The 14,331-nt window shown below is 41.2% G+C and carries 10 protein-coding genes; all 10 read right to left on the bottom strand.

Going from position 1 to position 14,331, the window contains the following annotated elements; translation table 11 throughout:
* Nucleotides 1–11: 11 nt before the first annotated feature.
* The 10 genes from P2G54_RS07535 to P2G54_RS07490 all read right to left on the bottom strand — a co-directional run bounded on the left by P2G54_RS07535 (nucleotide 12) and on the right by P2G54_RS07490 (nucleotide 14,322).
* Nucleotides 12–1,715 (bottom strand): sodium:solute symporter, encoded by a 1,704-nt coding sequence (locus P2G54_RS07535; protein WP_275869791.1) that lies wholly within the window; start codon nucleotides 1,713–1,715, stop codon nucleotides 12–14.
* Between the two features lie 102 nt (nucleotides 1,716–1,817).
* Nucleotides 1,818–4,280: a PIG-L family deacetylase gene (locus P2G54_RS07530; protein ID WP_275869789.1), complete on the bottom strand. Its 2,463-nt coding sequence runs from the start codon at nucleotides 4,278–4,280 to the stop codon at nucleotides 1,818–1,820.
* 94 nt (nucleotides 4,281–4,374) lie between these two features.
* A complete protein-coding gene (locus tag P2G54_RS07525) occupies nucleotides 4,375–5,490 on the bottom strand; it encodes an acyloxyacyl hydrolase (RefSeq protein WP_275869787.1) in 1,116 nt (371 codons plus the stop codon).
* A 161-nt stretch (nucleotides 5,491–5,651) separates the two neighbouring features.
* Nucleotides 5,652–6,863: a tetratricopeptide repeat protein gene (locus tag P2G54_RS07520; protein WP_275869785.1), complete on the bottom strand. Its 1,212-nt coding sequence runs from the start codon at nucleotides 6,861–6,863 to the stop codon at nucleotides 5,652–5,654.
* A 28-nt stretch (nucleotides 6,864–6,891) separates the two neighbouring features.
* Complete coding sequence (gene gyrA / locus P2G54_RS07515; protein ID WP_275869783.1) at nucleotides 6,892–9,411, bottom strand: DNA gyrase subunit A; 2,520 nt, start codon at nucleotides 9,409–9,411, stop codon at nucleotides 6,892–6,894.
* Between the two features lie 96 nt (nucleotides 9,412–9,507).
* Nucleotides 9,508–10,527 (bottom strand): hypothetical protein, encoded by a 1,020-nt coding sequence (locus P2G54_RS07510; RefSeq protein ID WP_275869780.1) that lies wholly within the window; start codon nucleotides 10,525–10,527, stop codon nucleotides 9,508–9,510.
* A 96-nt stretch (nucleotides 10,528–10,623) separates the two neighbouring features.
* Nucleotides 10,624–11,145: a hypothetical protein gene (locus tag P2G54_RS07505; RefSeq protein WP_345795465.1), complete on the bottom strand. Its 522-nt coding sequence runs from the start codon at nucleotides 11,143–11,145 to the stop codon at nucleotides 10,624–10,626.
* Nucleotides 11,146–11,257: 112 nt separating this feature from the next.
* Nucleotides 11,258–11,917, bottom strand: a complete 660-nt coding sequence (rpe, locus tag P2G54_RS07500; protein ID WP_275869779.1) for a ribulose-phosphate 3-epimerase — start codon at nucleotides 11,915–11,917, stop codon at nucleotides 11,258–11,260.
* A gap of 55 nt (nucleotides 11,918–11,972) precedes the next feature.
* Nucleotides 11,973–13,628 (bottom strand): S8 family serine peptidase, encoded by a 1,656-nt coding sequence (locus P2G54_RS07495; protein ID WP_275869777.1) that lies wholly within the window; start codon nucleotides 13,626–13,628, stop codon nucleotides 11,973–11,975.
* Nucleotides 13,615–14,322, bottom strand: a complete 708-nt coding sequence (locus P2G54_RS07490; protein ID WP_275869775.1) for a hypothetical protein — start codon at nucleotides 14,320–14,322, stop codon at nucleotides 13,615–13,617. The genes P2G54_RS07495 and P2G54_RS07490 overlap by 14 nt, the downstream gene beginning before the upstream one ends.
* Nucleotides 14,323–14,331: the final 9 nt, after the last annotated feature.

Here is a 14,331-nt window from a genome sequence, read left to right as displayed (position 1 = left end):
CATTCTTTACATTAATTCTTCACAAACTTTTGAATGATCATACCAAAAAGCATCACCGAAAGACAACCCAGGGCATTGTACCAAAGGAATCCAATATCCCAAACAAATCCGAACAAACCTTCACCGTTTCTAAAATGAACAAGTAGGATTAAAGCCTGTGAAAGCAAAGCTGCTAGAAATACTGCTTTTCCTCGAATCCACTTCATAAAGAAACCTACCATGAAAATTCCCAGAATAGTTCCATAAAAAAGGGATCCTAATAAGTTGACCGCCTGGATCAAATTCTCAAAAAGGGAGGCGTAAATGGCAAACAGAATGGCCCCCATCCCCCAAAAGGCTGTAAATATTTTGGAAGAATTCAGATAATGTTTGTCCGAGGCTTCTTTTTTAATGGACCTTTTATAGAGGTCGATAGTACTCGTCGATCCCAAGGAATTAAGCTCTGAGGCACTTGAGGACATGGCCGCCGAGAAAATAACAGCAAACAGCAAACCCACGATCCCTTTTGGAAGGTGATCCATAACAAAACGCATAAACACATAATCCGTATCCCTGGTTTCTGCCACCGGGTCATTTTTCAGGATCAATTCTTTTACTTCACTTCGAATGGTCTGCTGCTCCTCTTTCAGTCCTTGAATACGGGATTTGATCTCCTGTTCTTTGGCAATATCCTCATGCTTGATCGCCTCCAGCATCTCCAAATAATTGTTCTTATTCTCCTGGAAATTCCTGCTAAACCTTTCTTCAAGTTCTGCATATTCTCCTGCAAATCGGCTTTGAGCCAGCTTTTCAGTCTGAACCTGATTGAAGACCACTGGTGGCTGAAAAAACTGGTAGAACACAAAAACCATTACCCCAATGAAGAGTATGATAAATTGCATCGGCACCTTCAAAAAGCCATTCATAATCAAACCCATACGGCTTTGTGCCAAAGTTTGGCCAGAAAGGTAACGCTGAACTTGGCTTTGGTCTGCTCCAAAATAGGACAGAAACAAAAACACCGCAGCCGTCATTCCTGACCAGACATTATACCGGTCAGCAGGGTCAAATTCAAAACTCACCAAATTGAGTTTGTCCATTTTTCCGGCTACATGAAGTGCTTCCTGAAATGATACCGGCAAGAGCTGAATAACAATCATACCTGCCAAAATCATCCCACCCATCATCACTGTCATTTGTTGTTTCTGAGTAATAGAAACCGCCTCTGTACCACCTGATACCGTATAAATGATTACAACCGCGCCAATAAAGATCACGGTCCAGGTCAGGTTCCAACCCAACAAAGTCGAAAGAATAATTGCAGGGGCATAAATGGTAATTCCTGCCGCTAGTCCCCTTTGGATTATAAACAATAAGGCTGCTAGGGTCCTTGTTTTCAGGTCAAACCTATTTTCCAGATACTCATAGGCTGTATATACTTTTAGCTTATAGTAAATCGGAATAAAACTGACTGAAATGATGATCATGGCGATCGGCAATCCGAAATAAAACTGGATGAAACCCATTCCGCTTTCATAAGCCTGTCCGGGAGTACTCAAAAAAGTAATTGCCGAAGCTTGGGTTGCCATGATAGACAGGCCAATAGTCCACCAATTCATGGTGTTTTTTCCTCTCAAATAGCTATCAAGACTCTTTTGTCCAAAGGTTTTATACACACCATAAGAAGCTATCAAGCCCAATGTCCCAAATAAGACTATCCAATCAATTGTACTCATGAGTAGGAGTTCATTAGCCAATAAAACAATGCGATCATCCCCACGAGGCTTATCAAAAGACTTATATAAAAACTCTTCCAGTTGTTTGCTTCTTTTTCCAATTTACTGCTCAATCAGGTTAATAAATAATTTAATAGCTCCAGGAACCCCGGCGGGCAATTGGCGGAAAAAGGAAATTCCTGTATAAAAGAATTTTCCCTGTCCATAATTCGCATAGATCAAAGACCCCTTACTTGCTTCTTCTCCCGGATCCTGCATGCTGAGTGGAGAAAAGAAATTTTCATCCATATTGGAAGCGAAATATAAACCTCTCTCCTGAACCCATTCCTCAAAATCTGAAGCTGTAATCTGATTTGGATTAGACAGAATAGGGTCTGAATAATCTGCAATCACAGGGGTATCCTGAACTGCCACCCGATTTCTCGAAATGGTAAAGTCAAATGGGCCTAACTGACTGGTGAGCAGAGGTGATGAAGTGTTGTATTGCACAATCAAATTGCCACCTGCTTTGACATAGCCCATGACTGCCTGTTGATTCGCCGCCAAATCCTCATTGGTGTTATAGGCTCTGATCCCGACCACGATTGCCTTAAACTTATTCAGATATTCCACATGGTAATCCCCGGAATTGATGAATGTCACCGGATAGCCCAAAGCTTCCAAAACTTGGGGAACTTCATCCCCGGCACCCGGAATGTAGCCAATTTCCTTTCCCGAAACTTTCCAGTCCTCCTGAATCAAATTGAATGAAGCCGGAAGGAAATAAGTCAAGTTGGGAATATGTTTATAAGAAATCCTATTGGTAGACCAATCAAATGCTTTTCCCTCAGAAGTAGAATACCTAGCTGTAATGACTTTTTTCCCATTGCCGTTTGGAAGAAAAGAAACCCGGTAAACTCTCTTTTTCTGGAAGGGGACATCTTCCACGCTTTCTATTTTATACTGGCTTGCATCAATCCCCTCAAAATCCAGCTCCCCGTTTTCCATCTTATCCCTAAAATTCACTGTTACTACAATACTAGGATCTGCGCCTTCTACTAGAAAAACGGTGCTTTTAGAGACATTCAGGTCAATTTTAGGTACAACAGAAAAGGGCTGTTTTACCTCCCCATCAACTTGGTCATTATATTTATACATGAGAGGTAGGGTCACTTGAAACTCCTCCCCTGACACAGAAAACTTCAAAATTCCAGATACACTGGGTTCATTAAATGGCTTTCCAATTTCCAGTTGATTGGAAATTGGGTACATGGGGCCATCTTTATATTCTTTCAACCAATAAGGCTGAGAATAAGGAATATCTATTGGCAAAGAAAAATCAACCATTTCCTTCACAGGTTCGTTACTAGCCGCTTTTTGATCTTCAAAACTTAACTTCTGCCCAAAAATCTCAAATGATAGGTCCTCCACAGGAATTAAGGAAGGATTGTTCAATACCAATTCTCCACGGACATCAGACCCAGGGAATCCAGTTTCCTTTTTCACATTGAACTCCATATCCAAGCCCAAACTTTGCATCAGGAGTCGGTCAATTCCTTCCCTTTTTTCCTTAAGCCAAGGCTCTGAGGATTTCAGCCCATGGATGATTTTTCGGATCTCTACCAATTGAGGATAGTTGTTGGAGGGGTTTACAAAATCAAAATCACCTATCAACTTTTGAATTAAGGCTTTTGCCTCTTCTCCCCCCGCTATATTTTTCCACCTATCTTCAACTCCATCGAAAGGCGAACTTTCAAATTGAGCTCCTTTTAGAAACTGGATGTGATCTACTGCTGCTCCGATTTCAGGAGTTGCTCCAAAACCTTGGGATTTGTGCATGGTACGACTGTCCGCAGCAATTTGACTGTAACTCTCTCCTAAAAGAAAATTGAACGATCCAGTTGGAAATTCATGATAAATCTCCCCCTCTAAAGGGACAAACTCACCTCTGAAATTGTAGGCATTCCAAAAAATCCGCTTAGGAGCCCATGTACTTACATATTTCAATTGTTCTGGAAAAGCAAGACTATCACCTGCCAGATTAAAAGCTTCCTCTGCCAATATAGCTGAAGTGGTATGATGCCCATGTGTTACCCCAGGAGTGGTATTGAATCTTGTGATGATAATATCAGGCTGAAAGGAGCGAATAACCCAAACCACATCGGAAAGAATTGTTTGTTTTTCCCAATTCCCAAGCGTTTCATCCGGGTTTTTACTGTATCCAAAGTCCTTTGCACGGGTAAAAAACTGTCTTCCACCGTCCGTTTCCCTTGCCTTCAACAACTCTTGAGTTCGGATCTGTCCCAAACCTATCCCCAATTCTGGCCCAATAAGATTTTGCCCTCCATCACCACGGGTAAGGCTCAAATAAGCGACTTGAACACGTTCTTCATTGGCCAGATAAGCTATCAATCGCGTATTTTCATCATCAGGGTGAGCTGCTACATACAAAACTCTTTTGGTTTCTTTCAGCTTGAGCAATTGATGAAAAAGTTCGGAAGAGGTCAAGGACTGGGCATGAGCGAAAGGATTAAACAATCCCCAAAAAACCAGTCCAATTACGATAAGGCGTAAATTTTTAATCATACACAAATATGAAGGATTCCCTAAACTAGAATAAGCAATGATTAAATGAAAATATATTTTGACCAGTGGATTTGAATGTTGCGATCCATTGAAGCTACAACTTGACAGGCAAAGTATAACCGATGGTAAACTCAAAGAAATCCGCCTTTAGTTTGTGTGCTTTGATCTGAAAACCGGCAAACAAGTCGTTTTCAAACCTATACCTCACTCCTATCCGCTCGTAAAACCAAGTAAGCTCGTCATTCAACTCATTCCGCTTGAGATAAGCACCCAGCCCGATCGGGACATAGATTTTTTGGCTAACCTTCCACTCCCAAGAAGACACCAAACCCACTGACATCAGGTCGAGAAAACCAAAATCTCCACTTGGGTTTCGCTCACTCATTCCTGGAGCTATGAATACGTCTGTTCCAAAACCAAAGTTGTATTTATAATTGACGGCCCAGAGATAATTCAAGCCCAAACCACCTCTAAAATAGGTAGGCATGCCAATTTCATAATTTTTAAAACCTGTATAAACAGCAAGGTTGACGAAAGTCCTATTGGAGATCGGAGTAATTTCTGGTACCTCCTGGGGGATATGCTTTATTTCCTTTCCCAATACCGTTCTTATTCCAAATGCCAAAGGGGTAAGGTTAATTCCTGCATTTGGCTTTTTGGTTGCTCCGTTTGAAAAATGCTTTAACCCAAGGTTTGAAAAAATTTGGATTCGGTCAGAAAGCCTATAGTTCACCTTAAAGCCCATATTCACATAGGCATTTAGATTTGACCCGATGTATTGATTGATGGAGTTTAGATTGGGATCATAGGGATTCATATTAAACCCCAGTCCGATCTGAAAGAAATAACTTAACTGAAAGCTTCTGAAATTTGAGTGGTGATTTATTGAAAACTCCCCAAACATATACAAAGCTTGGGGCCTGCCCACTTCTGGGTAATAGGATAAAGCAGTGTTGAACCCCAAACCAAAGGTCGGATAGCGGTAGAGATATTGATAAGTTTTTGGTGAAAGTCCTTTCCAGCCCAGCTTGAAATCAATTCCATGATAATCCACAATGCGATTCAGCTCCTCAGACCATTCCTTCCCATTTCCCAGCAAGGAACCAGCTTCGTAAGAAACTTCCACGCTTTTTTGATAGCGGGTTTGGGCTTTGACAATGTTGGAAAAACCCAAAAAAAACAAAAGAATCAGAAGATGTTGAACTTTCATGACAACCTTTTGAAAACCCTAATTTATCATACGGAAAAAAACTAAGAGCGAATGACTAAAAAAGATAATTAAACCCTAATAAACTGCTTCAACCTAATATTAACCTACAAAAAAAAATGACCGCCAAAATGACGGTCATTTCTATTTAAATGATCAGAATCTTAACGATCCATCCAGTTTGGACCAAGAAGTTCTATCAATTTCTTGTTATACTTTTCAGCTTCCGCATCGTTTTTCAAAATCACATGAACTTGGTACAGAATAGACATGATATCTGTATCATCTGGTCTCAATTCCAAAGCTTTTTCAAAGTAAGGAATTGCATCAGTGTAGTACTGATTAGCTTCTTCTCCCATTGACTTGGATCTTTTTTCCCACTCATCATCAGGTAGAGAATTCAATTCAGCCAAAATTGATCTGGATTTCTCCAGCATCAGGGCTCCGGCATAATAATTTCCTTCGTAGAAATTAGGATCAACCTCTACAGACTTTTTGTAATCGGCCAAAGCACCATCAATATCACCTGATTTTTCTTTCAGATATCCAGATCTCAGCAAGATAGAAGTATTGTTAGGATCAGTTTTCAAAGCTTCCTGGATTTGAGCCATCGCCTCATCCATCTTGTTCAATTGAAGCAGCAATTGGATTTCAAATTCAGCAAAGGTCTTTTCTTCAGGGAATTCCGCTCTTGCTCTAGTCACTGTCTCATAGGCAGCTTCCGGATTCTTTTCTTCAGTACTTAAAATAGGAATCAACATGTAATAAACGTTGATTTTCCCATTGTAGTCAGGAACTTCCAAAAGATAATTCAAGTGCTTTTTAGCGTCCTCAAATCTTCCCAAGTCATTGGCAATAAATGCCGCATTGTAATTGGAAAGGGTATCAGTCTTATCAATTTCACTAGAAAGGTTGAAGAACTCATAGGCCATATCCATTTCTCCTTCATTGTATCTTTCCAGAGCTTTGTCGTAGGACACGTTTTTTAAAGTTTCTAGGGAATAAGGACGAAGGTTGTCAGGAACTCCTAGGATATCACCCTCATAAATCTCTTTTCCAACACCTTCCTCTTTATTACTTCCAGCCATTTCAAAGGTTTCGTTGAAAGTAGCAAGAGAAGCCTCACCTTTGGCTAAAGTCTCCATAGTATTGGTTGAATCAGTACCAAACATTTTCAACTGGATTTTTGCCTTTAGCAAGTAGGTAGCTGGATCAGAGCTTGTCTCAGGATTGGCAATGGCAGCTTCGATTTCAGACATTGCTGTAGCCAAATCACCGGATTTGAAATTTTTCTCAGCGGAGCGAACTACTTTCTTTTGTCCGAAAGCCAAGGACGTTGCTCCAACCAGGATCATAGATAGAATTAGCTTCTTCATTTATTAGCGTTTTAACTTAATTGTTTGGTTATTCTTTTGTTTCTTCGGATGATTCTGAAGATTCATTGGCAATTTCAGTAGAATCTTTGATTTCTTCTTCTTCTTTTGAAATCTTTTCAACGGAGGAGATTTCATCCCCTTCCCCTACTCTTATCAGACGAACACCCTGTGTGGCTCTACCCATCACTCTCAGTTCATCCACTGCAAGTCGAATGATGATTCCAGACTTATTAATAATCATCAAATCATCGGTATCGACCACTTCTTTAATTGCAACCAGCGCTCCGGTTTTATCGGTGACATTCATTGCTTTCACACCTTTACCTCCCCGATTGGTGATTCTATATTCTCCAAGGTCAGATCGTTTTCCATACCCTTTTTCAGACACTACGAGCAAGGTTGCATTTTCTTCGGATGCACATACCATGCCAATCACATAATCATTAACATCTGTTAAGGTTATGGCTTTCACGCCTGTCGCAGTCCTTCCCATTGGGCGAACAGCAGACTCATGGAAGTGTATGGCACGACCCGATTTAGCGGCAATTACTATGTGCTGGTTCCCATTCGTCATATCCACATTCACCAATTGGTCATCCTCCCTGATATTGAGGGCAATGATACCGTTGGTTCTTGGACGGGAATATTGCTCGAGGGTGGTTTTCTTAATCACCCCTTGCTTGGTAACCATCACGAGGAAGTGATTATTGATGTAATCCTGATCATTCAGATCATTGACCTGGATAATTGAACGTATTTTATCATCCGTGTCAATATTGATCAGGTTTTGGATCGGTCTTCCTTTAGAGGTCTTGGCTCCTTCAGGAATTGCATAAGTTTTCAACCAGAATAATTTCCCTTTGTCAGTAAAGATCAAAAGGTAATTATGAGTGGACGCTGTGAATAGATATTCGGTAAAGTCATCCTCTTTGGTACTCACACCTCTGGATCCTACTCCCCCTCTTCCCTGAGTCCTGTACTCTGTCAAAGCAGTACGCTTCACATATCCCTGATGAGATACAGTGATGACTACTTCTTCATTCGGAATCATGTCCTCATAGCTGAAGTCCTCTGCATTATGCTCAATCTCAGTACGTCTATCATCACCATACCTTTCTTTCATTTCAGTCAGTTCGGTTTTGATGATATCCATACGCTTATCTTCGTTGGCAAGGATTTCTTTCAGTTCCTCGATCAAGGCCATGATCTCCTTGTATTCCTGAACGATTTTGTCTCTTTCCATGCCGGTGAGACGCTGCAATCTCATATCCAGAATCGCCCTTGCCTGTATTTCACTGAGCTGGAATTTTTCCATCAAGCCATTTCTGGCTGTTTCAGGGTCTGCTGAATTTCTAATCAAGGAAATCACCTCGTCCAAATGATCCAAGGCAATCAGGTAACCCTCGAGGATATGAGCCCTCTTTTCGGCCTCATTCAGTTCATATTCAGTTCTACGGACTACAACCTCATGCCTGTGGTTCACATAATGAACAATCAGATCTTTTAGATTCAAGGTCTGAGGACGGCCCTTAACCAAGGCCACGTTATTGACAGAGAATGAAGTCTGAAGTTGGGTCTGCTTGTAGAGATTATTAAGCACCACATTTGGAATGGCATCTCGTTTCAACTCATAGACAACCCGCATCCCGGATCGGTCGGATTCATCTCTAATGGCGGAAATACCCTCGATTTTCTTTTCGTTGATCAAGGCTGCGGTTTTTTCCACCATACTTGCCTTATTGACCATGTAAGGAATCTCGGTGATGACAATCATCTCCTTGTTTCCACCGTCTTTGGTTTCAATGTTTGCCTTACCACGAAGTACTACCCGACCTCTTCCCGTTTCGAAAGCAGCCTTTACTCCATTGTAGCCATAAATAATGCCTCCAGTAGGAAAATCCGGGGCTACAATATGCTCCATCAATTCCGAAATCGTTATTTCACGATTGTCTATGTAGGCGATAATCCCATCAATAACTTCTCCAAGGTTGTGAGGCGCCATATTAGTAGCCATACCTACGGCAATACCAGATGCACCATTCAAAAGCAAGGCTGGAACCTTCGCAGGAAGAACGGTTGGCTCCTTTAGGGAATCATCGAAGTTGAACTGAAAATCAACCGTATCTTTATTGATATCAGTCATCAATTCTTCAGCAATCCGCTTCATCCTTGCCTCGGTATAACGCATCGCAGCGGCATTGTCACCATCAATGGATCCAAAGTTTCCTTGACCATCCACCAATGGATAACGAAGGGACCATGGCTGGGCCATTCTTACCATCGTCTCATACACGGCAGAATCACCATGAGGGTGATACTTACCTAGTACTTCACCGACAATCCTGGCTGATTTCTTATAGGGTTTATTATGCAATACTCCCAGCTCCTGCATCCCGTAGAGGATTCTTCTGTGAACTGGTTTGAGTCCGTCACGGACATCTGGAAGTGCTCTGGAAACAATAACCGACATCGAATAATCGATGTAGGCACCACGCATTTCCTCTTCAATGTTAATGGGTATGATGTTCTCGTTTTCTCCTTGAGCCATAAAATGCTATTCACGGGGTATGATAAAGGCTGCAAGATAGTAAAAAGGAGGTGCTTTGAAAAGAGAAATTCAGCTTACAAAAAAGGCAGTGGAACATCAGTACCACTGCCCGATTTTTCTGTTTTGAAGCCTGAAAATTGAACTTCCTCTGTATTCAATTCCATTGTGCGAATGCTTCATGACAACTCCACATCCGGCAACCTTACATCTCTTGGTTCCTGGTATTTTAATGGCAAGTCCAAGTTGTAAGGCATATACTCGCTGCTCAATATCCTGAACCTCAGTAAAATCAAAAGACGAATAGGTGAATTTCCGAATATCCACTCCCCCTTTTACAAACAACTTGGTGTATTCGGAAAAGTCCCGTTCAAGCCTCAATCCCAAACCATAGTAAGGATTACCTGCATCCGTCAATCTCGACAAATATGGATTTCCGGGCGAATCCAAAGCAGGATCATAGACTTTTTTCAGGTTAAGCCTTCCATATTCTCCCTCCAAAATAAATCGCCAAGGATAAATTTGTCTGACTCTCTGACGAAGTTCTGACTGCATATACAGGTTGGCAGAAGCATATTTTCTGTACCTCCACTTCAGATATTTTGCCCTGCGGCCAGCATCCCAAAGCACCAGACCTACTGTCCCATAAAGCTTACTGGCTTGGTAACTGGCTCCTTCAAAAGGGAATTCGAAATCTCCTCCCTTCATGGAACTGAGTTGTCCCCATTCTCTTCCATATCTACCACCAACGGTCAAAATATTGAAGAGATTGAGTCTTACTCCCGCATTTGCCAAAGGAAAGGCCCAGTCATTGGCCTTTAAAGCCAAAGGATTTTCCTCAGAGATATCCAAAGGGCTATCAAAGTTCTGAACCTGTGTGAGCGGATAGTTTTGTGGAGTTTCTGAGAAAAAGTCCATTCCCATCTGATGATAGGCCGCACCAGTTGAGAACTCTATGGCAAACTGCTCCAAGATATTCCTATAAGTATTCCCAAGGCCGGACTCACTTTTTGGATTTTTGGCTTTTCTGCTGATCCCAAAAATATCATCATCTTGGGCCATAAGAGATTGCCCTAAGGCAAACAACAAAATTGTAAGGACTGTCTTATTCCAATTCATAACTGTACTAACGAATACAAAAAACGATTGGTGTGAAATTATAAAAAAAGCCTCCCAAAAGGAGGCTTAATTCAAATTTAGATGCAAAATGCTGGCTTATTTCTCATCAGAAGCATCTTCAGCAGTACCTTCTTTCTCAGCATCTGCTTTGGCTTTTAATTCAGCCACCAATGCATCCAATTGCTCTTTTACAGATGGATCAGACTTTCTTGCTTCATTTACTTTGTTGTAAATGGAAACACCAAGAATTGAATCGTTTTTAATCAATTCAGTCTTGTATTCGATTGCTCCTTTTTGAAGGGAACCCTGAAAGTCCTGAATTTTTTGAAATGCTGCCTTCTCTTCGTCAGTTACATTAGCTTCAGCCATTTTGGCATCATCCCCCCAAGCAGCTTTAATCTCATTATATCGTGCTCCTCCTTCAATTACTTCATTTTTGAGGATCATGTTTTTGAGTTCCTCCGTCTTGTTTTCAACAAATACAGCAGTCATCACTTCTACATTTGCGAACTTGGTCAGGTCTTCTTGAGTCACTCCTTCTTCAGCAGCCTCCTGAGCAAAAGCAGACATTCCGAGGAACGCAAAAAACGCCCCAAATAGTAATACTTTTTTCATCATCTTTTGTGGATTTAGTTTGAGATAAGTTTTAAAAGAAATACCTATCACTCAAAAAATCAAGTAAAAAAGGCCTTTTTAAGGTATTTTATGATGAATGGTAGTTTGAAATAAATCAAACTACCTGAATTGATTTGAGATCTTTAATGGTTTTGACAGGATCTGGTGCATTGAAAACAAAGCTTCCTGCAACCAAAACATCCGCTCCCGCTGCCAAGAGTTTTGGAGCATTTTCCATATTGACACCACCGTCAATTTCAATCTGTGTGTCTGCTCCCTTTTTTAAAATCAACTCCTTAAGTACACTTACTTTGGTATAGGTATTCTCTATGAATTTTTGCCCTCCAAAACCAGGGTTTACCGACATGATACAAACCATGTCAATATCCTGAATCACATCCTCCAATACATTAATTGGCGTGTGAGGATTGAGAGAAACTCCAGTCTTGGCTCCCAGTGAACGGATCGTTTGCAAGGATCTGTGCAGGTGGTTACAAGCTTCATAATGAACGGAAATAATATCTGCACCGGCATTTCTAAAGGCCTGAAGATATCTATCCGGATCCACAATCATCAAATGTACATCTAGAGGTTTCTTTGCATGGTGATTGATGGCCTCAGTAACCGGAATCCCAAAAGAAATATTTGGAACAAACATTCCATCCATAATATCAACATGGATGTAGTCAGCCTCGGAGGCATTTAGCATTTCAACTTCTTTCTGAAGATTGGCAAAATCAGCTGCCAGAATGGATGGGGCGATGATTGGGTTCATGGGGAGAAATTTTCGTCTTGCAAAACAAATAAAATTTTGTCCGAGCCCAAAATTCTTATCGAATTAAAAGTTTGTTTCGTTTCACGGTATTCCTATCCTGTACCGTTACTAGATACATTCCCGGTTTCAGGTTCTTCAAATTCAAATAATAGGGCTCCTTTATAGAATTTCGGATCAAACTGGAATTATGGACTTCTCTCCCGCTTAAGTCAAAAAGCACCAATTCGGCTTCCAATTCCCGACCAAATAGGATTTCAATTTCCCCTCCTGTTACCGGATTGGGATAAACCTTCCACTCCAAGTGTTCCGGATTTTCTTCAACAGAAAGAATCTCCCCAAAATAGGCATTCAAAAAGCCTGGTATTCCATATCCCAAAATATTATCCGGGTTTTCATATTGGCTGGCGCTTCGGAGCAAATTCTGAATAAGCTTGGCTCTGGTCCATTCCGGTCTTGCCTGCCAAACCCCTGCAGCCAAAGCTGTGATTTGGGGAGCGGAATAGGAGGTTCCACTACCCAAACCGGTATTTCCACTTGGCCTCAACATCACAACTCCACTTCCCAAGGCATCCAAATCGGGCTTGATCCTTCCATCAGCAGTGGGCCCTCTTGAACTAAAGGTTGAAACACTTTGGTCCTGCTTGACCGAACCAATAGCCAACACATTTGGGGAATCAGCGGGCGCGATTAAGGTGGACTCATTTGGACCATAATTGCCGACACTGTTCACTACCAAAATCCCTCTTTGAGAAGCAATGTTTGCAGCCTGGGTAATTACCGTGCTTGCCCCGTCCAGATCTTCAAAACCGTAGTTCATGGAAACATCATCAAAATCATAATAGCCCAAAGAGCTATTGATGATATCTACCCCCAAACTATCCGCAAACTCAGCTGCTCTCGTCCAGTTGAATTCTTCTATTTTATATTCCGTGTAGACGTATTCGGTCATGGCCAAAAAATAATTGGCTTCAGGAGCACCTGAAACCAAAACACCAGGCTCATTGGCTGCAATCAATGACAGGACATTCGTACCATGCTCATAATCCTGGTAAACATTGGTATTCCAGGGCCTTACAAAATCCCGGGTGGCAATGATTTGATTATTGTCGAAAAGATGTTTCAAGGAGGAAGCCGTATTAACTCCGGGAAATCCCGAATCAAAAACCGCTATGGTAATTCCTGCTCCCAAAAATCCCGCTTCTTGCATATCAGGAATGCCCAATAGTGCATTTTGAAAATCATAGGCGTTTTCCTGGGAAGACAACAATCGGGACTCCGAATCCTCAATCGGTCTAAATTTGGAAGGTAGTTCTTTTTCTACTCGGGCATCGGGTATAGGAAAAAACCCGGGCGCGACCAATTCCACTTTTTCTACAAAAGGAAATAATGCTATTTCCTGAACGGCAACCTCACTAGCTACTAAGACAGAGGCATTCATCCATTTACTATGGTACAATAAGTATTCGGATTTGGCGGAAACCTGATCTATATAAATTTGGGAAACAGGCAAATCCAAGCTGTCGATATTCACCCCTTCCCTTTGTCTCCGGTCAAGCGCTTTTTGGGTTAAAAATTCTTGAGGTTGATCCAGTGAAAAAACGCTCTGAGGTTTGAATTTATAATAAACAGCATATCTATCCTGAGCAAACCCTTGGAACAAATTCAAAAGAAAAAAACCAAGAAATAGAGAAAACAGCTTATTCACTGCCATAGTTGATCAATTTTAAATGAATTCTACTCCCAGAGTCCACCAATTGTTGACCTAAACAATCATTTCTGGAGCAATAGGTCAGCACCTCATCATATTTCTCAATCAGCCCCACACCTTTCTGATATACTTCGTACCGAATGTCTCTGTAAGTGATTTCATCATCGCTCTCTTCCTGAACAACCTTAAATTCATTGGTGCCTCCAAAATCAGATTCGGTAATGGTAAATTCATCCAATCCTTCATTCCTATAAGCATTGCCATTCCAAGACTTGCCTTTTTGCGGAGGAAAAACCAAACTCACCAGAGGCTGATTGTCCACCGTCCTGATGAGGGCATTATTTTTAATCATTAGCGTATATTCCTTGGATTTGAACCAATTCAATTGATCTTCAGAAATGCTTCGCTCCACAATAAAAACCTGATCAAGATCATCATTTACATAAACCGTCCGGATTTTATCCTTGAAATAAAAAAAAGACTGCTCAGAGTCATTTGTTCCGAAGTAAATGGTTTGATCCACTTCATAAACCCAAAAATCACCAATAAATAAAGGCTGGAAATCATAGCCTGCATCAGGCACAGGAGATTCATCATTGCTGCAAGCAAAGCCCATCAATAAAAGACCCAAGAAAAATAGTTTTAAAATCCCCTTCATATACGCTTCAAAATCATAAAAATAAACGGAATAAAGCAAAAATCCTTT

The sequence above is a fragment of the Algoriphagus sp. CAU 1675 genome, from assembly GCF_029222925.1.
GTDB lineage: Bacteria > Bacteroidota > Bacteroidia > Cytophagales > Cyclobacteriaceae > Algoriphagus.
Note: the sequence above shows the minus strand (reverse complement) of the source record. Positions and strands in the feature narration are given on the sequence as shown.